Source organism: Amycolatopsis sp. N2S4-7 (assembly GCF_058119595.1).
Genome location: NZ_CP172299.1, coordinates 3,963,122 through 3,987,130, shown reverse-complemented (window position 1 = coordinate 3,987,130; position 24,009 = coordinate 3,963,122). Strand labels below are relative to the sequence as shown.

Here is a 24,009-nt window from a genome sequence, read left to right as displayed (position 1 = left end):
TTCAAGCACGCGAGTCCCGCGCCTGATCACGCGAGTTCCGTCCCCGATCACGCGAGATCGGCCCCCGATCACGCGTGTCGGCCGTCCAGGTACGCGTGTCGGCCGTCCAGGTACGCGAGCCGACCGTCCAGGTACGCGAGCCGACCGTCCAGGTACGGCTCAGGCGGTCGCGCCCCGCGGTGCCGTCGCGGTGATCACCTTCACCGCACGGTCCACATCGGACTCCGTGAGGTCGGCTCGCGCGGTCAGGCGCAGCCGGGAAATGCCGTCCGGCACCGACGGTGGCCGGAAGCACCCGACGCGGATGCCCTGCTCCGCACACGCCGCGGCCCACGCCACCGCCGCCTCCGCGGACGGCGCCTGGACCGAGATGACGGCGGCGTCCGGCAGGCTCGCCTTCAACCCGGCCGCCTTCAACGACATCGCCAGGTTCCCCGCGTTCTCGACAACCTTGCCCGCCAGCCCCGGCTCCTCCTTCAGCGCGTGCAACGCGGCGAGCGCGGCAGCGGCGCTGGCGGGCGCGAGGGCGGTGTCGAAGATGAAACTGCGAGCCGTGTCGATCAGGTGCTTGATCACGCGCCGCGGCCCGACCACCGCGCCGCCCTGAGCCCCGAGGGACTTCGACAGCGTCAACGTCGTGACGACGTCGGGCGCGCCCGAGAGCCCGGCCGCGTGGACCGCGCCGCGGCCGCCCTCGCCGAGGACGCCGAAGCCGTGCGCGTCGTCGACCAGCAGGGCGGCGCCGTGCTCGCGGCAGAGCCCGGCCAGCTCGCCGAGCGGGGCGAGGTCGCCGTCGACCGAGAACACCGAGTCGGTCACCACCAGCGCCCGCGGCTTGCGCCGGGTCGCCAGCGCGTGTTTGAACGCCGTCGGCGTCGAGTGCGCGACCGCGGCGACGTCGGCCCGCGACAGCCGGCAGCCCTCGATCAGCGACGCGTGGATGTACTTGTCGGTGACGATCGCGGACTCGGCTCCCGACAGCGCGGTCACCGCGCCGAGGTTCGCCGTGAAGCCGGACGAGAACACGAGCGCCGCCTGCGCGCCGCAGAACCGGGCGAGCTCCAGCTCCAGCTCGGTGTGCAGCTCGGTCGACCCGGTGACCAGCCGTGACCCGGTCGAGCCGGCGCCCCACCGCAGCGCGGCGGCCGCGGCGGCCCCGGCGACGCGCTTGTCGCGGGCCAGCCCGAGGTAGTCGTTGCCGGCCAGATCCAGCTCGTCCGCCCGCGCGGGACGCGGCCGCAGCTGCCGCACGAGTCCCGCGTTCGCACGCTTCTCCGCCTCGGTGTCGAGCCAGTCGAAAACCTGGTCGGGCGGGGGCATCGGCGGCGTAGTCACGTCCCGCAGTCTCCCACCCGGACCTCGCGCGGCGGCGAAGCGGGCCCTGGAAACGCCGGAAGCCCCGGACCACCGGTCCGGGGCTTCCAGGGGAAATCAGCTGTCGTAGCCGCGACGCGGGCCACGGCTCGGGCGGCCGTAGCCACCGCCGTTGCCCGAGCGGGGCTGACGGCCGCGGCCGCCGAAGCCGCCGGGACGGCCTTCGCGCGAGCCCTGGCCGTAGCTGCCACGGTCGCCACCGCGGTCACGGTCGCCGCCGCGGTCGCTGTAGCTGCGCTCGCCACCACGGCTCGAGCCGCCGAAGCCGCGGTCGCCGCGGAAGCCACCGCCGCCGCGACGCGGGCTCTCGCGCCGACGCTCGACAACCGGCTCGCCGCTGGGCTCGCGGGCGCCGGTGATGCGGGTCAGCTCGGCGTCGCCCGGACGAACCATCGTGGACTCGGCGCGGACGCCGGCCCGGTCGGTCATCCGCTTGACCATGCGGCGCTGGTCGTTGGTCACGACCGTGACGACAACCCCGGACGCCCCGGCGCGCGCCGTGCGGCCCGCGCGGTGGAGGTAGTCCTTGTGGTCGGCCGCCGGGTCGACGTGCAGCACCAGCGAGATGTCGTCGACGTGGATGCCGCGCGCGGCGACGTCCGTGGCGACCAGCACCGGGGTGTGGCCTTCCTTGAAGTCGGCGAGGACGCGGTTGCGCTGCCCCTGCGTCTTGCCGCCGTGCAGCGCCGCCGCGTTCACGCCCTGCTCGCGCAGGCGCTCGGCGAGGCGGTCGACGTGGTGCTTGGTGCGCACGAACATGATCGTGCGGCCCTCTCGGGCGCCGATCTGCGTGATGACGTCCTGCTTGTCCTGGTGCGAGACCTGGAGCACGTGGTGGTCCATGGTCGTGACGCTCGCCGTCGACGGCGCGACCGAGTGCGTCACCGGGTCGGTCAGGTACTGCCGGACCAGCCGGTTGACGTCACCGTCGAGCGTCGCGGAGAACAGCAGCCGCTGCCCGCCCGGAGGGGTGAGGTCCATGATCTCGCGGACCTGCGGCATGAAGCCCATGTCGGCCATCTGGTCGGCCTCGTCGAGGGCGATGAAGTTGCAGTCGCCCAGGTGCGCGGTGCCCTGGCGGACGTGGTCCGACAGCCGGCCGGGGGTGGCGATCAGCAGGTCGACGCCGCGGGAGAGCGCCTCGGCCTGGCGGGCGAAGGCCATGCCGCCGACGGCCGTGCGGCACCACAGGCCGAGCGACTTGGCCAGCGGGGTGAGCGAGTCGGCGACCTGCATGGCGAGCTCGCGGGTCGGGACGAGGATCAGCGCGCGGGGGCGCTTCGGGCGGGCCCTGCCGCCGTCGAGCCGGGCCAGCATGGCCAGGCCGAAGGCGAGGGTCTTGCCGGACCCGGTCTGGGCGCGGCCCAGCACGTCGCGGCCGGCCAGCGCGTCCGGGATGGTCGCGGACTGGATCGGGAACGGGCTGTTGATGCCGGCCTCGGCCAGCGCGCGGAGCAGCGGCTCCGGCAGGCCGAGCTCGGCGAAGGTCTTGGTGGCCACCAGCTCGACCGCGTCGTCGCGCAGCATGTCCCCACCGGCCGGGCGGGTGCGCGGCTTGCGGTCGGGACGGCCCGCGTGAGCGGACGTCGAGGAAGGGCCGGAGTTGAACGTGACGGTCACAAATGCCTCTCGGACGTGGTTCGTCGCAAGGGAGGCCCGGGCTGCCCGCGCGCAGGCAGGGCAAGATGGTGTGCGATGGGCGTTCACAGGGACGGACCCGGCACACCGTGTCTATCGCTTGCCGACACTGCGCGCCGCTGGGGGGTTGCGGATCACCGCGAGCCATTCGGTGGCTCTGGAGGCGACGGACACCAACTCATCCACGCCGCCGGTTGCGGTCTGTACATACTGTACCCGAGAGGGAGCCGGTCCTCCTCATGGAGGTCACCGGTTGTGGGCGGCGTCGCAGACGTGTTCCGGGCCACAGCCGCGACGCCGCCCCTCGATCACCCGATCCCGGCCGCGGAAACGAGTTCCGCCAGGAGCTCGTCGGTGTTGGTGACGTGCTCGCCGAGGCCGCGGCCGTGGAACCAGCCGGCGAGGTTGCGCACGTCCCGGGCCAGGAACTCGACGCCGCCGGGGTTGGCGACGACGTCGACCACCTGCGGCAGGTCGATCACCACGAGCCTGCCCCGGTGCACGAGCAGGTTGTACGCCGAGAGGTCGCCGTGCGCGAGCCCCTCGGAGGCGAGCAGCTCGAGGGCCGCGGTGGCCTGGAACCACAGGTCGGCCAGCTCGTCCGGCTCCGGGCGGACCTGGGCCAGCCGGGGCGCGGCCGTGCCGTCGTCCTCGCCGAGGAACTCCAGCAGCAGTTCCGTCCCGTTGCGCTGCACCGGGTACGGCACCGGCGCCCCGAGCGTCCACAAGCGACCCAGCGCGGCGAACTCCGCGACGGCCCACTGTTCGGCGATGAGGTTGCGACCGAACGCGGTGCGCTGCGCCATCGCCCGCATTTCCCGGGACCGGCGCATCCGCCGCCCTTCGAGGTAGCCGGCGTCGCGGTGGAACAGCTTGTGTTCGTCGCTGCGGTACCGCTTCGCGGCGAGCAACGTGCCCGGGGTGCCGGGCAGCCCGCGCCGCAGCAGGTGGACGTCGGCCTCCTTGCCGGTCTTGAGGACGCCGAGATCGGTGTCGACGGCGGCCAGTTCGGTGACGACCCAGTCCGGCCGGGGGAGCGGGCCGTGCTCGGCGTCGTCCCAGGTGGACCAGCGGTCGGCGCCGCCGGGCAGCTGGTTTTCGGTGTAGGCGTCGTCGCGCAGCTTGGCGAGCCGGACGCGTTCGCCTTCGGTGAGCCGGCCGCGGCGGGTGGGTTCGGGTTCGTCGTCGAACCGCGCACGACGCGAGAAGTGTTCGCCGTCGCTGGTTCGCCCGCGGCGGGAACGGTGTTCGTGCTCGTCGTCGAACTGCGCATGACGAGAGAAGTGTTCGTCCGCTTCCTCGTCGATCCGTCCCCGACGGGCGGGGCGTACGTCGTCGTCGGTCCGTCCGCGGTGCGCGGCGGGCTGCTCGTCGCCCTCGTCGTCGAGCCACGTGCCCACATATGAGGTCCGCGGGTCCGTTTCGTCGAACAGGTCGAAGTCTTCGAAGTCGTGCTGGCGCACTGGTGGGTTTCTCCTTGGTCAGGGATGCCCCACCGGGCGCGTCGTCAGCCTCGGGGGGCGGGTGGGTGAGGGCGCGGAAGGGCCCGGACAGTCATCACGTGAGGCACCTCCCTGCTCGTTCACACCCGGCTCCCTGCCGGACCTGCCCAGCTTGCCGGACCGTTCCGGTGCCGCGCAAGCGAATTGCGCGAACGGACCGTTCGTGCCCTTTCCTTGAATTCCCCCCGCCGCCGTGACCACGATGAAGGGGCAAGCTCAACGAGGAGGGGCGGATGGACAGCTACGACGTCGTGATCGTCGGCGGCGGGCACAACGGCCTGGTGGCGGCCGCGTACCTGGCGCGGGCGGGCCGGTCGGTGCTCGTGCTGGAGCGGCGCGGTGAAACCGGTGGCGCCGCGGTGTCCTTCCGCGCGTTCGACGGCGTCGACGTCCGGCTTTCGCGCTACTCCTACCTCGTCAGCCTGCTGCCCCGGAAGATCGTCGCCGACCTCGGTCTCGACGTGGAGCTGCGGCGGCGCCGGATGTCGTCCTACACCCCGTCGGGCGGCTCGGGTCTCCTTGTCGACACGGGAGACGGCGGCCGGACCGCGGCCTCCTTCCGCGCGCTCACCGGGTCCACAGAGGACTTCGCGGCGTGGCAGCGGTTCTACGAGCTGACCGGGCGCGTCGCCGGACGCACCTTCGGCACGCTCACCGAGCCGCTGCTGTCCGAAGTGGACTTCCGCGACCGGATCGGCGACGCCGAGGCGTGGTCGGTGCTGTTCGAGCGGCCGATCGGCGAGACGCTCACCGCGTGGTTCGGCGACGACACCGTGCGCGGCGTCGTGCTCACCGACGCGCTGATCGGCACGTTCGCCCCGGCGGCGGGCGAGGATCTGCGGCAGAACCGGTGCCTGCTCTACCACGTGATCGGCAACGGCACCGGCGACTGGGACGTGCCGGTCGGCGGCATGGGCGCGGTCACCGGCTCGCTCGCGGCGGTGGCGTCCGCGGCGGGCGCGCGCCTCCTGACCGGCGCGGAGGTGCTGTCGGTCGATCCGGAGGGCGAGGTGCGCTACCGGCGTGACGACGCCGAGCACGTCGTCCGGGGCGGCCACGTCCTCGCCAACGTCGCCCCGCCGACGCTGGCGCGGCTGCTGGGTGAAGAACCGGCGGACCGGCCGGAAGGCGCGCAGCTGAAGGTGAACATGGTGCTGTCGCGGCTGCCGAGGTTGCGGGACCCGGACGTCGAGCCGGCCGAGGCGTTCGGCGGCACGTTCCACGTCAACGAGACCTTCTCCCAGCTGGAGACGGCCTTTCGCGAGGCGGCGGCGGGGAAGATCCCCACGCTGCCGCCGTGCGAGATCTACTGCCATTCGCTGACCGACCCGTCGATCCTCGGCCCGGCCGAACGAGCGGCCGGCGCCCAGACCCTCACCCTGTTCGGCCTGCACATGCCCGCGCGGCTCTTCGAGGGGCGCAACGAAGAGGCGCGTGAAGCGGCGTTGCGCGCGACGCTCGCTTCGCTGAACAGCGTGCTGGCCGAGCCGATCGAGGACTGCCTGCTGACCGGACCGGACGGGAAACCCTGCGTGGAAGCGAAGACCCCGCTCGACCTGGAGGCCGAGCTGGGCCTGCCGGCCGGGCACATCTTCCACCGGGACCTGTCCTGGCCGTTCGCGGACGACCCGGCGCAGGTGGGGCGGTGGGGCGTCGAGACGGCGCACGAACGCGTGCTGCTGTGCGGCGCGGGAGCGGCGAGGGGAGGAGGTGTCAGCGGCATCCCCGGTCACAACGCGGCCATGGCCGTCCTCGGCGTCCGGCGGGAGTAACGCGGTTCAGGCGGGAGCGGGCCGGGCGTCGTGCTCGGTGCACAGGCAACCGACGCCCGGTTCGAGCCACTCCTGGCCGGCCCACTCCGGGTGGCGCTCGACGAGCACCGACCGAACCTCGGCGACGGTCTCGTCCCGGCCCATGGCGGAGTCCCGCCGTCGCCAGGTCTCGTCACGCAGCTCGCGCAGGTAGTCGCGGACGTCGGTGAGCACGGAAACGTCACCGACCTCTCCGTGCCCCGGCACCACCACCCGCGGTCCGGTGGCGGCCAGCCGGTCCAGCACCGCGAGCCAGCCCACGCCCGAGACGTCCGTGTCGTGCGGCGGGAACCACGGGAAGATGGCGAACTGCCCGGTCTCGGCCAGGTCGCCGGTGAACAGGACATCGGCGTCCGGCACCTCGACAACCTGGTCGCCCTTCGTGTGGCCGCGGCCGGTGGGGCGCAGCCGGACGGTCCGGCCGCCGAGGTCGAGGTCGTACCCGCCGTCGTAGACGACGTCGGGGGTGGGCACCCGGACGCCGTCGAGGCGGCGGGCGATCACCTCGCCCAGGCCCCGGAACATCTCCAGGTAGCCCGGGCCCTTGGCGATCAGGTCGTCGGCCTGGCCGCGGTTGACCAGGTACGTGGCCTCGCCGGCGAACACCTGCGCGCCGAAGGCGTGCTCGGGGTGGAAGTGCGTCGTCGTCAGGTACAGGCGGCGGCCCTTCGCCACCTCGGTCGCGAAGGCGAGCACGTCCGACGCGTTGGCGGTGCCGATGCCGGTCTCGACGACCAGCACGGCTTCCGTGCCGCCGATGACGCCGATGTTCGGCACGAGGTCGACGCGGGAGTTCGGGATCACCAGCAGGTCCGGGGCGATCTCCTGGGCACCGGCGACGCGCACGGCGGGATCGGTCAGTTCGGTCATGCTTTCGATTCCAGCGTCGCGCGGGAGGGTTCGTCCAAGACCGATTCGGTGGCGCCGATACCGGGCGCCTATCGTCGCCGGTCATGGAGCTACGCACGCTGCGGTACTTCGTGGCCGTCGCCGAGGAACTCCACTTCGGCCGGGCCGCCGCGCGGCTGCACATGAGCCAGCCGCCGCTGAGCCGGGCGATCAAGCAGCTGGAGGCCGACGTCGGCGCCGTCCTGCTGGTGCGCTCGGCCGCGGGTGTCACGCTCACCGCGGCCGGGGCGGCGCTGCTGGACGAGGCGCGGGCGCTGCTGGAGCAGGCCGACCGGGCGCGCGTGCGCGTCTCGGCGGCGGCCGGGGCGGCGACGCTCACCGTCGGCATCCTGGCCGACAGCGCCGACCCGGGCGCGACGCGGCTGGCCGACGAGTACCGCCGGCAGCACCCGGGCGTCGAGGTGCACGTCCGCGACACGGACCTCACGGATCCGACGTGCGGGCTGCGCGCCGGGCTGGTCGACGTCGCGCTGACCCGCGGGCCGTTCGACGAGACCGGCCTGACCGTGCACGAGCTGCGCACCGACCCGGTGGGCGCGGTCCTGCGCGCGGACGACCCGCTGGCTCACCGCGACCGCCTGGAGCTGGCCGACCTCGCCGGGCGCCGCTGGTTCCGGTTCCCGGACGGCACCGATCCGCGCTGGCAGTCCTACTGGCACGGCGGCGAACCCCGGGACGGGCCGGTGGTGCGCGCCGTCCAGGAGTGCCTGCAGGCCGTGCTCTGGAACGGCACGGTCGGGCTGATGCCGCTCGGGCACCGGCCGCCCGGGGAGCTGGTCGTGGTGCCGTTGCGCGACATGGCGCCGAACCCCGTGGTGGTCGCCTGGACGGACGCCGGCCCGCTGGTCCGGTCGTTCGTGCGGATCGCGGCGGCCGCGTACCGGGGGTGAGCGCTCAGACCACCGGCGCGCGGCGGACGTCGTAGAGGTCCCAGTCCAGCTGCCAGAACGCGTCGATGCCGTGCTCGCGGATGTACTTCCGCTCGGTGTCGTGCACCGGGTAGCAGCCGGCGATGCTGACCGGCGCGCCCCCGATGTCGATCAGCGTGTACTGGTGCGCGTCGAGGCCCGCCGGCGCGGAGACGGCGAAGGCGGTCATGGCGGACTCGGGGGCGATCGGCTGGCCGAAGTCGATGGTGTCGCCGTAGACGAACGGGCAGGTGCCGCGCAGCTGCTCGGCGAGGTAGCCGATGGCCAGCGCCCAGACCGGGTCGTCGGAGCGGACACTGATCCACAGCTCCGGTTTGACGCCGTGCCAGTCCTGGTGGTCGGCCAGCGAGAGCCCGTACGTCGCGCCGGTCAGGTAGCGCGGCTCCGGCTCGTCGGCGTAGACGAACGCGATGACGTCGTCGAGCCCGGGATGGGTCGACGGGATCGGCTGCAGCCGGGGCTCGGTGCTCCCGGTCAGGGTGTCGAGATGGGCGACATACCGCTCGGCACGGCTCGGCATGGCGCGCAGCATACGACCGACCGGCCGGGTGCGGGGCGTAATCCCGTTGGCCCGGGCGCGGCACGATCGGGCAGGGTGGGAAGCATGCGAGTGCTCGTGATCGGAAGCGGAATCGGCGGCGCGGCGACGGCCTGGCACCTGGCGGGCCGGGGTGCGGAGGTGGTCGTGGCGGACGCGGCCCGGCCGGGGACGGCGACCGAGGCCGGCGCGGGGATCGTCAGCCCGTGGACGTCGCGCCGGGACGACGCGCTGTACCCGCTCGCGGCGGCCGCCGGCCGGTACTACCGGGAGTTCACCGCGGAACTGGAGGACTCGTCGTTCGAGGTCGTCGGCGGCATGATCGTCTCGGCCGACGAGGCCGAGCTCGCCGAGGCCCAGGGGCGGCTGACCGCGCGGGCGGCGGACGCGCCGGAGGTCGGCGAGGTCCGCCGGCTCGATCCGGCGCAGGCCCGCGAGCTGTTCCCGGCGCTGGCGCCCGGGCTGGGCGCGGTGCACCTGACGGGCGCCGGCCGCGTCGACGGCCACCTGCTGCGCCGCGCCCTGCTGGTCGCCGCCGAGCGCCGGGGCGCGAAGTTCGTCGAGGGTGAAGTCGCGTTCCGGGCCGACGGAACCGTGGCGGGTGAGGCAGGGCCGCTCGAGGCGGACAGCGTCGTGGTCGCGGCCGGCGCGTGGAGCCGGGAACTGCTGGCGCCGCTGGGGATCGACCTGCCGGTGACGCCGCACCGCGGCCAGATCAGCCACTTCGACCTGCCGGACACGGACACGGTGGCGTGGCCGGTGGTCCTGCCGCGGAGCAGCCACTACCTGCTGGCGTTCGGCGGTGGCCGGGTCGTCGCGGGCGCGACGCGCGAGGCGGAGTCGGGATTCGACTACCGCGTGACGGCCGCCGGGCAGCGCGAAGTGCTGGACAACGCGCTGGCGGTGGCGCCGGGCCTGGCGAACGCGACGCTGGCCGAGACGCGGGTCGGCTTCCGCCCGGGCACGCCCGACGACCTCCCGGTACTGGGTCTCCTTCGCCCGGGTTTGGCAGTGGCGACGGGCTTCGGCGCGGGCGGGCTGACGAACGCACCGTTCGCGGGGAAGCTGGTCGCGGCGGTGGCGCTGGGGGAGGACCCGGGCTTCGACCTGAGCCCGTTCGCCCCGGACCGGTTCTGACGGCGTACCGCCTCCGCCCGGCAACGGAGTCGGACCTGAAGGCTCTGCTGGCCATCCTCGACGGCGCGATCGACTGGCTCGGATCGCAGGGGCTCGACCAGTGGGCGGCAGGGCGATGGCGCGCGGAGGAACTGCGCCCAGGCTTGGAGACGGGCGGGCTCTGGGTAGCGGAGACCCCGGCGACGGCCCTCACCTCAGAACCGCCGGCGATGGGTGAGGTCGTCGGAGAAGTGCGGGCGGCGGGCGTGGTGCCGGGTGGGGTTTCCGCGGCCGGCGCGTCGGGGTCGGCTGGTTCGGCGCCGACGGGTGAAGTTGCCGAGGCGATGCGAGCGGCGGGTTTCGTACCCAGTGCGCCGGACGAGATCGTCGCGGCGGAAGCTCACCCCGGCGAAGGTTTGAAGCCGATCCCGGTCGGGACTATGACCCTCGGTGAAGAAGCTCCCTCCCTCTGGCTTCCGGCCGACGAGCCCGCCTCCGCGCTCTACGTCGGCCACCTCGCCGTGGACCGGCGTTTCGCGGGGCTCGGCGTCGGTGCGTGGCTGCTCGACCAAGCCGCCGGGGAAGCCGGGCGGCGGGGGAAGGCGAAGCTGCGGCTCGATGCCTGGACCACCAACCCCCGGCTGCACGCCTACTACCGGCGGCAGGGCTTCCGGCTCGTCCGGGTCGACGAGCGACGCAGCTCGGACGCCCTGTTCGAACGGCTCGTCAGCCCTCGGTGACCAGGTCCAGCGCGTGGTCGCCCGTGCGCTCCACCACCAACCCCGCCTTCCGGATCACCTTCACCAGCTGCTCCACAGTGGACGGTTCCGCGCGCGTCGTCACCAGCACGCGCGCCAGGCGGCCCTTGTACGCCTTGTTGAAGTGGCTGACCGTCGCGCGCTCGCCGACGGGGTTCTCGGTCACCACCCGGACCGTCACCGCGTCCGGGCCCAGCTTCGCGAACGCCGAGTACGTGCCCGACCGCAGGTCCACGACCAGGCCCTCGACCTGCTGCAGCACCGGCTCGAGGACCGGCTTCCACACCCCGCGGACGGTCCCGAGCGCGGGCAGCGAGTTCCCGCCCGACAGCCGGTACGCCGGGATCGGGTCGGTCGCCGAGACCACGCCGAACAGCGACGACGTCACCGCCAGCCGCCGGTGCGCCTTCTCCAGCGCGGCCCTCGTGAAGGTCTTCACGTCGAGCGCGTCGTAGAGGACGCCGGTGTAGCGGCGCAGCGCCGGCATCGTCGGCGACGTCCACAGCTCCGCGTTGCGCGTGACCTCCCCGGTCTGGCGCTCGGTGATGCCGAGCGCCGCGATGCTGGCCGGGACGTCGGCGGCCAGCTCGGCGAGCGCGTCGGCGACCTTCGCGCGCGTCGGGTTCAGCTCGGGGAACGACAGCGCGTCGAGGTCGAGCGGCCCGCCGCGGCCGCCGTCGGCCTTGGTTTCGGAAGGGGGGAGGAGCACCAGCACGCCCTGAGCGTACTGGGCCGATCGTGACCGATCCGGACGGCAGCCACGGCGGAACGGGTGCCGGTGAGCGGGTCGGCTCCGGACCGCGTCCGCCTGCTTTCGGCCGGATCGGTAATCGGGGTGCGCGGGCGGCACCGCCCGGCCTAGCCTCGCGGGATGGACCTGACCTGGCGCCCGTTGACCCTCGACGACGTCCCCGCCCTCACCCGGCTGTACGCGGCGGCCGAGGAAGTCGACCGGACGGGCGATCACTTCAGCGAGGAAGACCTCCGCGAGGAGCTCGAAGGCCCCAACATCGACCTGGCCCGCGCGACCGTCGGCGCCTGGGCGGGCGACCGGCTCGCCGGCTACGGCCTGGTCCGCCGCCGCGACGCCGCCAACCCGGTGCACATGCTCCGGCTCCAGTCGGTCGTGCACCCGGAGCACCGGGACGACGCCGTCGGCGCTCACCTGGTCGAGTGGTTCACGCGCACGAGCCGCGAGGTCAGCGAGCGCGCCTTCCCGGGCGCGCCCTGGGAACTGCACCACGGCATCCACCAGAACGAACGCTGGATCGCCGGGGTCCTCGCCGGCGCGGGGTACACGCACAACCGGACGATGGTGAACATGCGCGTCGGCCTCGACGGCCTGCCGCCGCAGCCGCCGCTGCCGGACGGCGTCGAGGCGGTGCCGTTCGACTTCGCCTACGACCTCGCCGTGCTCGACGCCCGCAACGACACCTTCGCCGGCCACTGGGGCAGCACCCGCTACGAGCCGGACGCCTGGCGCCACCTGGTCACCGGCTCGAAGGACTTCCGGCCCGACCTGTCGTTCCTCGTCGTCGACGACGACAAGGTCCTCGCGTTCGTGCTGAGCCACTTCTACGCGTCCGAGGCCGAGGCGACGGGCATCCGCGAGCACTACGCCACCTGGGTGGGCACGCGGGAGGCGCTGCGCGGCCGCGGCGTCGCGTCCGGCCTGCTCGGCCACACGCTCCTGGCGGCGAAGGCCGCGCGGTTCGACCGGTCGGCCCTCAACGTCGACGTCGACAACGCGCACCGCGCCCTGGGTGTCTACGAGCGGTGCGGCTATCGCGTCGACGACGAATGGCACGTGTACGTGCTGTCCTGACTCCGGGACAGCACGCCGCGGTCAGGGTTCTACGAGGTTGAGCAGTTCCTCGCCCTGCACGTACCTCTTCACCTGTTCCGCCGCCAGCTTCTTCGCGCGCGGGTAGAACGAGGCCGAACCGCCGGCGATGTGCGGGGTGATGATCACGCCCGAAACCGTCCACAGTGGATGGTCGGCGGGCAGCGGTTCCGGGTCCACGACGTCCAGTCCGGCGCGCAGCCGGCCGGTGCGGGTCTCCGCGAGGAGGGCGTCCGTGTCGATCGCCGTGCCGCGGCCGACGTTCACCAGCAGGGCGTCGTCCGGGAGGGCGGCCAGCTCGTCCGGCCCGATCAGGCCGCGCGTCGCGGGGTTGTCCGGCAGGACCAGCACCACGATGTCGGCGGCGGGCAGCAGCTCCCGCAGTTCGGCGACGCCGTGGATGTCCTCGTCCGGGCGGGGGCGGCTCGCCACCCTCGTCACCACGGCCTCCGCGGCGAGGAGCTGGCGTTCGATCGCCTGCCCGATCGAGCCGTAGCCGACCAGGAGCACCCGGCTGTCGGCGAGGGACCGCGTGTGCTCGCGCACCCACTCGCCCCTGGCCTGCTGCGCGAACCACCGCGGCAGGTCCCGCTGCGCCGCGTGGATCAGCGCGAGGGCGTGCTCGGCGACGCTCAGGTCGTGCAGTCCCCGCCCGTTCGCCAGCCGCACGCCCTCCGGGAGCAGCGGAACCAGCGTCTCGACGCCGGCGGAGAGCGACTGCACCACGCGCAGCGACGGCAGTTCCTTGATGAGCTTCGGCGGCTCCGGCCCGTGGTCGTAGGGCAGCACGTAGAACTCGACCCCGCCGAGATCGGCCGGAGGGGGCTCGACCCCGTCGTAATAGGCGGCGTCGATCCCCTCCGGCACGTCGATGTCGGTCCACGGCAGCAGTACGCGAGCGCTCATGCCGCCTTTCTACCCGCTACCGCGTGTAGTAGCCCTGCAGGTCGACGACCAGGTGCGTCGACCCCGCCGAGTTGCGGACGTCGAAGCGCGCTCCCGCGCCGAGGCGGACCGTCGCGGCGTTCGAGGTGTTCTGGCCCTCCATGATGTTCACGGTCGAGGGGACGCTGCTGCTGTACGGCAGGTCGTGCGACCAGGCGGCCAGGAACGTCGAGGTGCTCGGCTGCACGCCGGTGAGGTTCAGCGCCGCGGCGGTCGCCCCGGAGGGCAGGCCGGCGGCCGTGACCGTGACGATCCCGCCCGGGCCGAGCGGCGCCGGCGTGCCGACGCGGGTGTCGAGCAGGCGGGTGGGCGTGCTCAGTGCCGCGTACCGGCTGCCCGCGTCGCCGGGCACGAACGAGCCGGTCACCGACAGCAGCACGTGGCTCTGGCCGTGGTGGAGGAAGATGCGGATGGCGCCGTCGTCGCCGATCCGCACCAGCGACTGGGTCGCGCGGTGCTCCTCCGGCCGGATGTTCAGCGTCGACGGGCCGGGCGTGCCCTGGGCGAAGACGCTGAAGAAGGTGTCCGAGTCGCTCTCGGTCCCGGTGAGGTTGACGGCCACCGCGACGGCGTCGGCGGGGACGCCCGCCACGCCGCGGACCGGCACCGTCACGACTTCGCCCGGGGTCAGCCTGCCCGGGTGCCCGCCGAGCGAGCTGCGGGTGTCGAGCACCAGGTCGGGCTGGGCCTTCGGCTGGTAGGTCGACTCGCCGGAGGCGCTGTAGTAGCCGAGGTAGTCGACGATGACGTCGATGTCGCCGGCGTTGTTGCGGACCTTGATCTTGCCGTCCGGGCCGACCGGGACCACGGCCATGCCGGCGGCGGTGCGGCCGGCGGTGAGGTTGACGTTGGACGTCGTCGGCAGGGCGTCGCCGTAGGCGGTGAGGAAGGTGCTCGCGGTGCCGCCGGTGCCGACCAGGCTGACCGCGACGGAGCTGGCGTTGCCCGGCAGGCCCGGGATGGCGACGGACACGGATTCGCCCGCGGCGACGGGCTTCTTGTGGCCGCCGGTGTCGGTGCGGGTGTCGAGGACGCGCTGCGCGGTGGGCAGCGCGGTGTAGGCGTCGCCGCGGAGGCGGAGGCCGATCCAGCCGGTGATGTCGTCGACGCGGGTCTCGACGGTGCCCTGCCGGGTTTCGTTCGAGCCGAGGCAGCCGGCCTGCCAGGACGAGTGGTGCAGGCCCGCGAGTTCGACGGCGCCGTCGTGTTCGCGCAGCAGCGGGCCGCCGGCGTCGCCCTGGCAGGTTGTCGCGGCCGCCGGGTCGCCGAGGACGGCCAGGGTGGTGCCGCCGACGCTCTGGACGGCGACCGGCGCGGTGTGGACCTTGTCGGGCACCCACTCGGTGGCGGTGCGGCCGTAGCCGGCGATGCGCAGGGGTTCGTTCTGCGCCGGGGCGGCGGTGCCGAGGGCGACCGGAGCGACGTCGGCGACCGGGGCGGCGAGCTTCGCCAGGGCGAGGTCGCGGTCGGCGCGGAACAGGACGTCGACGACGGCGCGCTGGGCGCCGGCGGTGCCGCGCTGGCCGACGATGGCCTTGGCGGCGAGCTTCGGCGGGCCGGCCTGCCCGGCGTTCTCCGGGAAGCAGCTCGCGGCGGTGATCACCCACTGCGGCGCGACGAGGGCGCCGCTGCAGCCGTGAACCCCGCCGACCTCGACCTTGGTGGCGAAGGCATAGGCCCCCTCGGCGGCGGGAGCACCCCCGGTGACGGCGGCCCCGGGCCCGGCGGTCACCAGGCTGACCACCGCGGCGGCGGCGAGCAGAGCCCCCGCCCGGCCGGTTCTGGACGCGCTGAAGACACCCTTGACGGGCGGCATGGATCCCCCTGTGAAATCGAGCATGGTCGCGAACAGGATTCGCTGTGGTCGCCTCGGACCAAGGACCCCCCCGTTCCCTGTCGCGCCGATGCTAGCGGGTTGCGTTGGCGGGTCGCCAGTAGCGAAACGACGGCGGGGCAAGGGATTGAGCGAGGTTGAGCCGAACGGACGATCACCGGTGGGGTGGGCGGATGGTCCGGAGGTTTCGGCGCCGGTTGGGGAAGTTCGCGGTTGGGAAGGGGACTTTTGTTGGCGCTCGGTTCGCGGGGTTGGCTCGGCTTTCCGGGTTCAGCTTGCCCCTTCGCCGGGGTCGGGTTCGCCGGGGCTGAGTTCGCTTCGCCGGGGGCGAGCGCGGAGGCTTCGCCCGCTCCGCGGGCGTCGCTTCGCCAGGGTCAGGTGAGCGCCGAGGCTTCGCCCGCCCCCGGGCGCAGCCCACCAGAGCCGCACCAGCCCCCGGCTCAGCCCTTCCGGCCCGGCAGAACCGCCCGGCTCAGCCCTTCCGGCCCGGCAGAACCGCCCGCCCCAGCCCTCCGGCCCCGCAGAACCGCCCGCCTCAGCCCCCCGGGCCCGGCTCAGCCCTCCCGCTCCGAGACGCAGAACTCATTCCCCTCCGGATCCGTCAGCACCGTCCACGCCAACCCCGGCACCTCGTGCTCCGCCACCTCCGTCGCCCCCAGCTCCACCAGCCTCTTCACCTCCGCCCCGCGGTTGTCGCCGCTGAAGTCGATGTGGACCCGGTTCTTGCCCGTGCGGGGCTCCGGGACCCGCTGCAGCCCCACCGAGAGCCCGCCCTCCGGAGGCGCCAGCATCACGAACTCGCCGTAGTCGTGGGCCACCGTCGTGCCGAGCGCCGCCGTCCAGAAGTCCGCCAGACCGCGCGGATCGGCGCAGTCGATCGTGATCATGCCCATGTGGATCGCCATGTCGGAGAAGCTAGCCCCCACCACCGACAAAAACGGGCCGCCGAGTAACCCGTTGGAGTCACGGCCGGGGGATTGACTACCCTGAGCGGGACTTTCACACCCGCCCGGCGCAGGGAGCCCCGCAGTGATCACCAGGACTTCGTCGTTGTTCCTTCGCACGTTGCGCGAGGACCCGGCGGACGCCGAGGTACCGAGCCACCGGCTCCTGGTGCGCGCCGGCTACGTCCGCCGGGTCGCTCCGGGCGGGTACTCCTGGCTGCCGCTGGGCCTGCGCGTGCTGCGCCGCATCGAGGCCGTCGTGCGCGAGGAAATGAACGCCATCGGCGCGCAGGAGATCCAGTTCCCCGCGCTGCTGCCGAGGGAGCCCTACGAGGCCACCGGCCGCTGGACCGAGTACGGCGACGGCCTCTTCCGCCTCAAGGACCGCAAGGGCGCCGACTACCTCCTCGGCCCGACGCACGAAGAGCTCTTCGCGCTCACCGTGAAGGGCGAGTACAGCTCGTACCGCGACTACCCGGTCACGCTGTACCAGATCCAGACCAAGTACCGCGACGAGGCGCGTCCCCGCGCCGGCATCCTGCGCGGCCGCGAGTTCGTCATGAAGGACTCCTACTCCTTCGACCTCGACGACGAGGGCCTCGAGCGCTCCTACCAGGCCCACCGCGACGCCTACGTGAAGCTGTTCGACCGCCTCGGCCTCGAGTACGTCGTCGTGAAGGCGACGTCGGGCGCGATGGGCGGCTCGGCGTCCGAGGAGTTCCTCGCGGTCGCCGAGACGGGCGAAGACACCTACGTCCGCAGCACCGAGTCCGGCTACGCGGCCAACGTCGAAGCCGTCGTCACACCCGCGCCGCCCGCGCAGCCGATCGAGGGCCGCCCCGAGGCGCAGGTGCACCACACGCCGAACACGCCGACCATCGAGACGCTGGTCAACTTCCTCAACAACGCCGGTCTCGGCCGCACCTTCACCGCCGCGGACACGCTGAAGAACGTCATGCTCAAGACGCGTCGGCCGGGCTCGGCCGAGTGGGAGCTCGTCTGCGTCGCGCTCCCGGGCGACCGCGAAGTGGACATGAAGCGCCTCGAAGCGTCGCTGGAGCCCGCCGAGGTGGCGCTGCTCGAAGAGGCCGACTTCGCGAAGAACCCGTTCCTCGTCAAGGGCTACATCGGCCCGAAGGCGCTGCAGGACAACGGCGTGCGCTACCTCGCCGACCCCCGGATCGTCCCCGGCACCGCCTGGGTCACCGGGGCCGACAAGGTCGACCACCACGTCGTCGACCTCCTGGCCGGCCGCGACTTCACCCCGGACGGCACCATCGAGGCCGCCGAGGTCCGCGAAGGCGACGCGTCGCCGGACGGCCACGGCACCCTGATCGCCGCGCGCGGCATCGAGATCGGGCACATCTTCCAGCTCGGCCGCAAGTACACCGACGCCTTCGAGGTGGACGCGCTCGGCCCCGACTCGAAGCCGATCCGGATCACGATGGGCTCGTACGGCGTCGGCGTCTCGCGGCTGGTCGGCGTGCTCGCCGAGCAGAACCACGACGACCTCGGCCTGATCTGGCCGCGCGAGGTCTCGCCGTTCGACGTGCACATCGTCATCGCGGGCAAGGACGAGACGGTCGCGGCCGGCGCCGAGAAGATCGCCGCCGAGCTCGACACCGCGGGCCTCGAGGTCATCCTCGACGACCGCAAGGCCACCCCGGGCGTCAAGTTCGCCGACGCCGAGCTGGTCGGCGTGCCGACCATCCTCGTGGTCGGGCGCGGCCTGGCCAACGGCGTCGTCGAGGTCAAGGACCGGCGCACGGGCGAGCGCGAGGAGATCGCGGTCGACGCCGTCGTCGAGCACCTGGTCAAACTCGTCCGGTCCTGATGGGGCGGTTCTCCCGGCGTTCCGAAGAGCCGACGCCGGGGTACGAGGACAACGCGGCGCTTCGCGGGTTCGGCGGTTACGAGCCCGCGGACGCGCCGCGCGCGCAGCCGAAGCGGATCCGCCCGGCGCCGAAGCCGCTGAAGTGGCGCCGAGCGCCGTGGTTCGGCCTGGTGTTCATCGCCCTGGTCGCCGGCGTGCTCAACGCGCTGGGCGTCGGGAAGCCGCGTCCCGCGTCGTCTTCGCCGCCGCCCGCGCCGCTGGTGGTGACGCCTTCGCCGCGAGTGACGGTCCCCGCGGTGGTGGACGGCTGGCGATCCGTCGCGGGCAAGGACGGGGCGTACGCCTACGACGTCCCGCCGAACTGGGAACCCGCGCCGGGCACCCTGCACGGCTGGGAGAAGACCGGCGCGGTCCCCGGGATCAGGCTGATCACGAGCGCGTTCCTGGGCCAGGACTTCTGCGGCCGCTACGACCTCGGCGGCGCGGGCGTCACGAGCGAACCGCAGCCCGACTTCGACGCGGCGGCCCGCCGGGCGGTGACCGACCTCGCGGTGAGCGCGTACAGCCCGGACAACGGCCCGCTCGCGGCGGTCACCCCCGGCGCGGGCACGGACGCGCAGCTCACCAAGGCCGACGGCACGAAGGCACCGGCCCGGATCGTGGTCGCCGAAGTGATCCCGGCGGACACGGGCGAATGCGCGGCGAAGCACGCACTGGTCGCGGCGATGGCGTTCGGGGGCAGCGCGGGCACGTCCGGAGTGGTGGTGGCGTACGCGGACAGCGACCGTGCCGGCCGCACGATCCGCGAGGACCTCGAGCGGATCGTGCGGAGCTACCGGTTCGTCCCGGCGGCGGACCGCGGCACGACGACTCCGCCACCGACCACCTCCCGCTGACTCCGGACCCCGCCGCGCACTTGCCGCTACCGCTGATCGCCCGGATTCGGCAGGCTGTGCCCTCATGAGCGGTGAAGGGGAGAGACGGCTCGGGCGGATCCGGGCCGTCGCGTTCGGGGTGCTGGGTGTCGCGGGGTTCCTGCTGCTGTTCGGGCCGCTGCTGGCGAAGACGTGGAGCTGGCTCGTCGAGCCGCGGGACCCGGACTGGTGGGGCGCCTCCGGGCAGTGGGTCGGCGGCATCGGCACGATCGGCGCCGTCGTCGTGGCGTTGTGGATCGCCATCCGGGACAACCGGCAGGCGCAGGCGGATCGGCGCCGGCAGGCCCAGCGGGAACGCCAGGAACAGGCCGCGAAGGTCACCGCGTGGATCGAACGCGCCGAGCCCGGCACCGTCCTCGAGGACGGCGGCCGGGTCGACGGCTACATGATCGTCTCCAACGCGAACGCCGAGGCGATCAACCACGTCGTCGTTTCCTTCGACCTCGTGCGGCACCTGCCGATGACCGGGTCCACCCTGCACCGCGGGCCGGAGATCGAGGACGACGAATACCTCTACGCCATCCTCCCGCCCGGGAAGTGGCGGATGCCGGTCCGCGAAGGCTGGCAGCGCCCGGACCTGACCCCGGGCGTCATGCTCGCCTTCACCGACTCCCGCAACGGCCACTGGCTCCGGCTGACCGACGGCAGGCTGATCGAGAAGGACCAGAACGTCGTCAGCAGGCGGAAGATCCGCTTCCCGCAGCGGATCAGCGTCCCCGAGAGCTACTGACCAGCTTCGCCAGTTCCCGCAGCCGGACGTCGGGCAGGTACGCCCGGCTCAGCGCCAGCCCGATCCGCGGCAGGTCCGCTTCGTCGCGGAAGGCCAGGTACAGCGGCACGTGCCGCGGCTGGAACTTCGCCTTGAACGCGTGCAGTGACCGGAAGCCGTAGTATGGCTCCATCACGCGGCCCAGGGACTCCAGCACCCGGTCCACCGGGCGGGCCGGCGCCCCGGACGCGCTGCGGGCCAAGGGAGCGCCCGACAGCGACACGAACCGGGCGCCCTCCTCGCGGAACGCCAGGCAGGCCGAGGCGATCAGGAACTCCATCACCGGGCGGAAGCCGTGGGCGCTGCGGCGCATCACGTCCAGCGTCCAGCCGCCGACCTTGCCCGCGCCGGTGTAGACCGGCAGCCACGACGTCACGCCGTGGACCGTGCCCTCCGCGTCGACCGCGAGGCCGACCCGGGTCGCCGGGTCCATCGCCTCGTCGAGGCCGCCGAGGGTGAACCCCATCTCCGGCATGGCCTTGTCGGCCATCCACTCCTCCGACAACGCCCGGACCTGGGCGAGGATGGGCTCCGGCTGGTCGGCCAAGCGGACCAGCCGGAAGTCGATGTCCTGCTTGGCGGCCTTGTTCAGCGCCGACCGGACGTCCTGCCACGCCTTGCCGCGGAACTCGAGGCCGTCGAGGTCGAGCACGTTGTCCTCGGCCACCTGGACGTGCTGCCAGCCCAGCTCGCGCGTCGCCGCGACGGTCGCCTCCGTCGCCGAGAACACGCACGGCACCAGGCCGGAGTTCTCGCACATCGCGGTGAACTCGGTGACCGTGGCCGCCGCGGTGCCGTCCGGGGCGATCGGGTCGCCGAGCGCGACCGCGACCCCCGCGTGCCGCCGGTAGGCGAGGTAGGACCGGCCGTCCTCGCGGACGAAGTAGGTGTTGCGCGGCCAGGTCGTCATCCACGACAGCGTGCTGCCGCCGTGCCGCCCGAGCAGCGTGCGGGCCAGCGCCGGCCCCGGACCCTGCGCGTGGCGCCGCAGCCGGCGCCGCGAAGGCACGCGGAAGGCGTGGCGCGCGGCGATCAGGACGGTCAGCTCGACCGTCCACAGGAGATTGTCCACGAAGAACAGCGGCAGGCCGTCGGTGTCGTAGTCCGCGCCGAAGACGTCGGCGAGACCGACGGCCGTGGCGACGGCGAGTCCTTGCAGCGTCACGAAAGCCGACAGCGCGACGGCCCAGCGCCACGCGACGCGGCCGCCCTTGCGCAGCCCGTTGAGCATCGGCACCACCAGCAGGACCAGGATCGCCAGCTCCGGCGCCGACAGCGAAACCCCTTCGGTGGAGCCGAACGGGCCGTCGCCGGGCACCAGGAACATCACGACCTCGGCGATGGTGAGCAGCAGCAGGCCGGCGACGGTCAGCAGCCGCCACTCCCGCGGGTTCGGCCCCGCCGCGTCCAGGACCCGCTTCGAGCCGACCAGCCGCTTCCCGAGCGGGATCGCCAGCAGCAGCGCGAAGAAGTGCACGAGGTCGGCCAGCGTGCCGACGTAGACGATCGCGACCCCGGCGTACACGCAGAGCCCGGCCCGCAGCCGCAGCGCCCACGGCGGCCGCAGCGTCGCGCTGGCGACCGCGACCGCGGCGAGCGCACCGCCGGAGAACCCGACGTCCAGACTGCCCGCCATGCGCTCCGCCCACAGCCAGCCGGAGTTGCGGCACAGCGCGAGGAACTGCGTCGCGACGAGCACCGAGACGAACTGGCCGCCGATGGTCACGGCCATCGCGCGCCGCGTCCCGAGCTGCCACTCGGCGAAGCCGGCGAAGAGCACGAAGCTGCCGACCATCGGGAGGTAGTACCAGGGGATGACGGCGAAGAACGGGCCGGTGAGCATGGTCCACCACCGGCCCGTCTCCAGCGACGGCAACCCGTAGGCGATGAACGGGAAGGCCGCGCGGTCTTCGGCGGCGTTCCAGAGCGCCCCGGTCGCGACGGCCAGCACGAGCATCGCGAGCGTGACGCCGCTGGTGAACGGCAGCCGTTGCCTCAACACCGCGACCGTGTTCCGGATGCGGCCCCCTCCGGCGGGCTCGGCCGCCGCCCCTGCGTCAGTCATGGGGATGAGTCTGTCGAGTTCCCGCCACCGCGGACATCGGGCATGGGAACGAGATTTCCCCTAGGGGAGTCGTCCTTTCGGCTGAGGGATGTCCCCCTCCGAGGAGGACGTCAGCCGAGGACGGCGCGCCGGACCGCGTCGGTGTCGGTCAGGTCGGGCAGCACGGTGTGCGCGCCCTCGGCCAGCAGTTCCTCGGCGGAGAAGTGCCCGGTGGCCACGGCGACGGAGATCGCGCCGTTGTCCACAGCGGCCCGGACGTCGTTCGGCGTGTCGCCGATGACGACCACCGCGCCGTCGCCGAACTCGGTGCCGTGCTTGGCCGCCGCCAGCGCCACCGCGTGCGGGACCAGGTCCGGGCGGTGCACCGAGAGCGTGCCGTAGCCGCCGATCTCGAGGTCGAGGTGCTCGTCCAGGCCGAACGGGACGAGCTTGTGCCGCGAGATCTCCGGCAGGTTGCCGGTGACGAGCGTCTGCACGACGTCACCGCCGGCGGCGAACGCGGTCAGCGCCTCGGCCGCGCCCGGCAGCGCGCGAGCCGTCTCCGCGAAGGTGTGCCGGTGGCGTTCCGACTCCGCCACCAGGGCCTTGAACAGCGCCTGGATCGTCTCCTCGGCGGCCTCGAAGCCGTTCGCGGTGAGCAGGTCGGTCGTCGTCGCCCGTTCCGTGCGGCCGCCGAACACCGGGTGCACGCGCAGGGTCGCCCCGGTCGCGGCGGTGAACGCGGTCCCGTACCAGGCCGCGCCCAGCTCGGAGAAGTCCACGAGCGTGTGGTCGATGTCCCAGAGCACCAGCCGCTTCTTCGTCACGAGTTCGAGGTTACCGGCGGCACTATTCAACGCGCGTTGACTTCCGGGGGACGGCGTCGTACCTTGGGCACTAATTCAGCAAGCGATGAATAACTGGAGGTCGTCATGACCAGTCCTGTCCGGCGCCCCGCCGGGGCGCTCGCCCTGGTCGCCGCCGTGGCCGGTGCGCTGGTGGCCGTGGTGCTCGGGTTCCTCACCTTCGGCGCGCAGGCCACCGTCGCGCCGGACCACGTCCCGGTCGCCGTCGCCGCACCCCCGGAGATCGCGCAGCGCATCGCCGCGCACGGCGGCGGCCAGCTCGCGTGGACCGTCACCGACGCCGCCGGCGCGCGGAAGCTCCTGGAGGACAAGAAGGTCTACGGCGTGCTCGAACTCGCGCCGGGCCCGGCCGCGACCGTCGTGACGTCGGGGGCGGTCAACCCGGCCGGCACCCAGGTCGCCCAGCAGGCCCTGACCGGCGCGGCGACCGCGCTGGCGGGCGCACCGAAGCAGGAGGTGCTGCACCCGGTGAGCGTCGCCGGCCGGACCGCGCCCCTGGCCGCGAGCGCGCTGGCCTGGATCGGCGCGCTCGTCGCGGGGCTCGCGCTGACGCAGCTGGCCCGCCGCACCGGCCGCACGGTCGGCGCCGGCGCCCGGTTCCTGCAGGTCGTCGGGGCCGGGGTGCTGGTCACGGCGGCCGTCGCCGGGTTCTTCGCGCTGTGGGACTCCGCGCTGCCGCTGACCGCCGGCGTCCTCGGCTTCGTCTTCCTCGCGGCGACGGCGTTCGCGGCGGTCCAGGCGGGCCTGCTGCGGCTGCTGGGCCTGCGCGCGATGGCCGTGCTCGGCCCGCTGTACCTGGTCGCGCCCGCGGTCGCCGGGCAGGTGCCGGAGCTGCTGAACCCGGCCTACCGGACGCTGCTGTGGTCGTGGACGCCGTTCCGGTTCTCCGCGGAAGGCCTGCGCAGCCTCCTGCAGGGCGTGCCGGGCGCGCCCGACGTCGCGACCGGGGTCTGGGTGCTCGGCGCCCTGCTGGCCGCGGGCCTGCTGGTCGTGCTGTGGCCGGGCCGGTCAGCCCGCGAGGAGGCTGAACCGCACCTTGCGGACCGGGTTGTCGAGGTTGGTGTCCACTAGGCAGATCGACTGCCAGGTGCCCAGCGCCAGGACGCCGCCGAGCACCGGGATCGTCGCGTACGGCGGCACCAGCGCCGGGAGCACGTGGTCACGGCCGTGACCCGGGCTCCCGTGCCGGTGCCGCCAGCGGCCGTCACGGGGGAGCAGCTCGTCGAGCGCGGTCAGCAGGTCCTCGTCGCTGCCGGCCCCGGTCTCCAGGATCGCCAGCCCGGCGGTGGCGTGCGGGACCCAGACGTGCAGCAGGCCGTCGGCCGCGTCGGCGTCGCGCAGGAACGCCTCGGCCTCGTGGGTGAGGTCGTGGACGACGGCTTCGGAGCCGGTGCGGACCTCGATCTCGGTGGAGTACATG

General features: G+C 73.4%; 21 protein-coding genes. 9 read left to right on the top strand and 12 right to left on the bottom strand.

The genetic code is table 11. The annotated features are described in order from the left end of the window. Window positions 1-159: 159 nt before the first annotated feature. From ACH54P_RS18550 to ACH54P_RS18540, 3 genes are all read right to left on the bottom strand, one after another. The gene (locus ACH54P_RS18550; RefSeq protein ID WP_489916507.1) at window positions 160-1,320 is read right to left on the bottom strand and encodes an 8-amino-7-oxononanoate synthase; all 1,161 of its coding nucleotides are present in this window, start codon (window positions 1,318-1,320) and stop codon (window positions 160-162) included. 111 nt (window positions 1,321-1,431) lie between these two features. Further along, complete coding sequence (locus tag ACH54P_RS18545) at window positions 1,432-2,994, bottom strand: DEAD/DEAH box helicase (RefSeq protein WP_489914370.1); 1,563 nt, start codon at window positions 2,992-2,994, stop codon at window positions 1,432-1,434. A 326-nt stretch (window positions 2,995-3,320) separates the two neighbouring features. After that, a complete protein-coding gene (locus ACH54P_RS18540) occupies window positions 3,321-4,319 on the bottom strand; it encodes a serine protein kinase RIO (RefSeq protein WP_489916506.1) in 999 nt (332 codons plus the stop codon). Window positions 4,320-4,747: 428 nt separating this feature from the next. Here ACH54P_RS18540 and ACH54P_RS18535 point away from each other — a divergent pair, with 428 nt between their 5' ends. After that, window positions 4,748-6,286, top strand: coding sequence for a phytoene desaturase family protein (locus ACH54P_RS18535; protein WP_489914368.1), 1,539 nt, complete (start codon window positions 4,748-4,750; stop codon window positions 6,284-6,286). A 6-nt stretch (window positions 6,287-6,292) separates the two neighbouring features. Here the strand turns inward: ACH54P_RS18535 and ACH54P_RS18530 are convergent, their stop codons facing one another. Further along, window positions 6,293-7,195, bottom strand: a complete 903-nt coding sequence (locus tag ACH54P_RS18530) for an MBL fold metallo-hydrolase (RefSeq protein ID WP_489914366.1) — start codon at window positions 7,193-7,195, stop codon at window positions 6,293-6,295. An 83-nt stretch (window positions 7,196-7,278) separates the two neighbouring features. On the opposite strand from ACH54P_RS18530, the gene ACH54P_RS18525 reads away from it, so the two are divergent. Further along, the gene (locus ACH54P_RS18525; RefSeq protein WP_489914364.1) at window positions 7,279-8,124 is read left to right on the top strand and encodes a LysR family transcriptional regulator; all 846 of its coding nucleotides are present in this window, start codon (window positions 7,279-7,281) and stop codon (window positions 8,122-8,124) included. A gap of 4 nt (window positions 8,125-8,128) precedes the next feature. On the opposite strand, the gene ACH54P_RS18520 is transcribed toward ACH54P_RS18525, so the two are convergent. Further along, window positions 8,129-8,683, bottom strand: a complete 555-nt coding sequence (locus ACH54P_RS18520) for a suppressor of fused domain protein (RefSeq protein ID WP_489914362.1) — start codon at window positions 8,681-8,683, stop codon at window positions 8,129-8,131. 84 nt (window positions 8,684-8,767) lie between these two features. Between ACH54P_RS18520 and ACH54P_RS18515 the strand changes: the two genes are divergently transcribed. Beyond that, window positions 8,768-9,838: an NAD(P)/FAD-dependent oxidoreductase gene (locus ACH54P_RS18515; RefSeq protein WP_489914360.1), complete on the top strand. Its 1,071-nt coding sequence runs from the start codon at window positions 8,768-8,770 to the stop codon at window positions 9,836-9,838. Between the two features lie 419 nt (window positions 9,839-10,257). Continuing rightward, window positions 10,258-10,557 (top strand): GNAT family N-acetyltransferase, encoded by a 300-nt coding sequence (locus tag ACH54P_RS18510; protein ID WP_489914358.1) that lies wholly within the window; start codon window positions 10,258-10,260, stop codon window positions 10,555-10,557. Here the strand turns inward: ACH54P_RS18510 and yaaA are convergent. Beyond that, window positions 10,544-11,290: a peroxide stress protein YaaA gene (gene yaaA, locus ACH54P_RS18505; RefSeq protein WP_489914356.1), complete on the bottom strand. Its 747-nt coding sequence runs from the start codon at window positions 11,288-11,290 to the stop codon at window positions 10,544-10,546. The genes ACH54P_RS18510 and yaaA overlap by 14 nt on opposite strands. Before the next feature lie 156 nt (window positions 11,291-11,446). Here yaaA and ACH54P_RS18500 point away from each other — a divergent pair, with 156 nt between their 5' ends. Beyond that, window positions 11,447-12,400 carry a GNAT family N-acetyltransferase gene (locus ACH54P_RS18500; RefSeq protein ID WP_489914354.1) on the top strand — a complete coding sequence of 318 codons (954 nt, stop codon included), beginning with the start codon at window positions 11,447-11,449 and terminating at the stop codon, window positions 12,398-12,400. Window positions 12,401-12,421: 21 nt separating this feature from the next. Here ACH54P_RS18500 and ACH54P_RS18495 read toward each other — a convergent pair whose 3' ends face one another. The 3 genes from ACH54P_RS18495 to ACH54P_RS18485 all read right to left on the bottom strand — a co-directional run bounded on the left by ACH54P_RS18495 (window position 12,422) and on the right by ACH54P_RS18485 (window position 16,102). Beyond that, the gene (locus tag ACH54P_RS18495) at window positions 12,422-13,324 is read right to left on the bottom strand and encodes a 2-hydroxyacid dehydrogenase (protein ID WP_489914352.1); all 903 of its coding nucleotides are present in this window, start codon (window positions 13,322-13,324) and stop codon (window positions 12,422-12,424) included. A gap of 16 nt (window positions 13,325-13,340) precedes the next feature. After that, window positions 13,341-15,179, bottom strand: a complete 1,839-nt coding sequence (locus ACH54P_RS18490; RefSeq protein ID WP_489914350.1) for a S1 family peptidase — start codon at window positions 15,177-15,179, stop codon at window positions 13,341-13,343. Between the two features lie 572 nt (window positions 15,180-15,751). Beyond that, window positions 15,752-16,102, bottom strand: coding sequence for a VOC family protein (locus ACH54P_RS18485; protein WP_489914348.1), 351 nt, complete (start codon window positions 16,100-16,102; stop codon window positions 15,752-15,754). Between the two features lie 124 nt (window positions 16,103-16,226). Between ACH54P_RS18485 and ACH54P_RS18480 the strand changes: the two genes are divergently transcribed. The 3 genes from ACH54P_RS18480 to ACH54P_RS18470 all read left to right on the top strand — a co-directional run bounded on the left by ACH54P_RS18480 (window position 16,227) and on the right by ACH54P_RS18470 (window position 19,640). Then, on the top strand, window positions 16,227-17,975 hold the full coding sequence (locus ACH54P_RS18480; protein ID WP_489914346.1) for a proline--tRNA ligase: 1,749 nt from the start codon (window positions 16,227-16,229) through the stop codon (window positions 17,973-17,975). Next, window positions 17,975-18,871: a DUF8017 domain-containing protein gene (locus tag ACH54P_RS18475; protein WP_489914344.1), complete on the top strand. Its 897-nt coding sequence runs from the start codon at window positions 17,975-17,977 to the stop codon at window positions 18,869-18,871. Before ACH54P_RS18480 ends, ACH54P_RS18475 begins: the two co-directional genes overlap by 1 nt. 64 nt (window positions 18,872-18,935) lie before the next feature. Continuing rightward, the gene (locus tag ACH54P_RS18470; protein ID WP_489914342.1) at window positions 18,936-19,640 is read left to right on the top strand and encodes a hypothetical protein; all 705 of its coding nucleotides are present in this window, start codon (window positions 18,936-18,938) and stop codon (window positions 19,638-19,640) included. Here the strand turns inward: ACH54P_RS18470 and ACH54P_RS18465 are convergent. Beyond that, window positions 19,618-21,681: a bifunctional lysylphosphatidylglycerol flippase/synthetase MprF gene (locus ACH54P_RS18465; protein WP_489916504.1), complete on the bottom strand. Its 2,064-nt coding sequence runs from the start codon at window positions 21,679-21,681 to the stop codon at window positions 19,618-19,620. The two genes, ACH54P_RS18470 and ACH54P_RS18465, sit on opposite strands and share 23 nt — an antisense overlap. 173 nt (window positions 21,682-21,854) lie before the next feature. Next, on the bottom strand, window positions 21,855-22,550 hold the full coding sequence (locus ACH54P_RS18460) for an HAD family hydrolase (RefSeq protein ID WP_489914340.1): 696 nt from the start codon (window positions 22,548-22,550) through the stop codon (window positions 21,855-21,857). Between the two features lie 105 nt (window positions 22,551-22,655). Here ACH54P_RS18460 and ACH54P_RS18455 point away from each other — a divergent pair, with 105 nt between their 5' ends. Next, complete coding sequence (locus ACH54P_RS18455) at window positions 22,656-23,660, top strand: YhgE/Pip domain-containing protein (RefSeq protein WP_489914338.1); 1,005 nt, start codon at window positions 22,656-22,658, stop codon at window positions 23,658-23,660. On the opposite strand, the gene ACH54P_RS18450 is transcribed toward ACH54P_RS18455, so the two are convergent. After that, window positions 23,598-24,008, bottom strand: coding sequence for a secondary thiamine-phosphate synthase enzyme YjbQ (locus tag ACH54P_RS18450; protein WP_072480861.1), 411 nt, complete (start codon window positions 24,006-24,008; stop codon window positions 23,598-23,600). The genes ACH54P_RS18455 and ACH54P_RS18450 overlap by 63 nt on opposite strands. Between the last annotated feature and the right edge of the window lies 1 nt (window position 24,009).

Coding starts and splice junctions, on each gene's coding strand:
- ACH54P_RS18530 (WP_489914366.1), bottom strand. CDS start 7,195: ATGACCGAACTGACCGATCCCGCCGTGCGCGTCGCCGGTGCCCAGGAG.
- ACH54P_RS18470 (WP_489914342.1), top strand. CDS start 18,936: ATGAGCGGTGAAGGGGAGAGACGGCTCGGGCGGATCCGGGCCGTCGCG.
- ACH54P_RS18510 (WP_489914358.1), top strand. CDS start 10,258: ATGACCCTCGGTGAAGAAGCTCCCTCCCTCTGGCTTCCGGCCGACGAG.
- ACH54P_RS18485 (WP_489914348.1), bottom strand. CDS start 16,102: ATGGCGATCCACATGGGCATGATCACGATCGACTGCGCCGATCCGCGC.
- ACH54P_RS18515 (WP_489914360.1), top strand. CDS start 8,768: ATGCGAGTGCTCGTGATCGGAAGCGGAATCGGCGGCGCGGCGACGGCC.
- ACH54P_RS18550 (WP_489916507.1), bottom strand. CDS start 1,320: ATGCCCCCGCCCGACCAGGTTTTCGACTGGCTCGACACCGAGGCGGAG.
- ACH54P_RS18455 (WP_489914338.1), top strand. CDS start 22,656: ATGACCAGTCCTGTCCGGCGCCCCGCCGGGGCGCTCGCCCTGGTCGCC.
- ACH54P_RS18490 (WP_489914350.1), bottom strand. CDS start 15,179: ATGCCGCCCGTCAAGGGTGTCTTCAGCGCGTCCAGAACCGGCCGGGCG.
- ACH54P_RS18500 (WP_489914354.1), top strand. CDS start 11,447: ATGGACCTGACCTGGCGCCCGTTGACCCTCGACGACGTCCCCGCCCTC.
- ACH54P_RS18495 (WP_489914352.1), bottom strand. CDS start 13,324: ATGAGCGCTCGCGTACTGCTGCCGTGGACCGACATCGACGTGCCGGAG.
- ACH54P_RS18535 (WP_489914368.1), top strand. CDS start 4,748: ATGGACAGCTACGACGTCGTGATCGTCGGCGGCGGGCACAACGGCCTG.
- ACH54P_RS18525 (WP_489914364.1), top strand. CDS start 7,279: ATGGAGCTACGCACGCTGCGGTACTTCGTGGCCGTCGCCGAGGAACTC.
- ACH54P_RS18520 (WP_489914362.1), bottom strand. CDS start 8,683: ATGCCGAGCCGTGCCGAGCGGTATGTCGCCCATCTCGACACCCTGACC.
- ACH54P_RS18450 (WP_072480861.1), bottom strand. CDS start 24,008: ATGTACTCCACCGAGATCGAGGTCCGCACCGGCTCCGAAGCCGTCGTC.
- ACH54P_RS18475 (WP_489914344.1), top strand. CDS start 17,975: ATGGGGCGGTTCTCCCGGCGTTCCGAAGAGCCGACGCCGGGGTACGAG.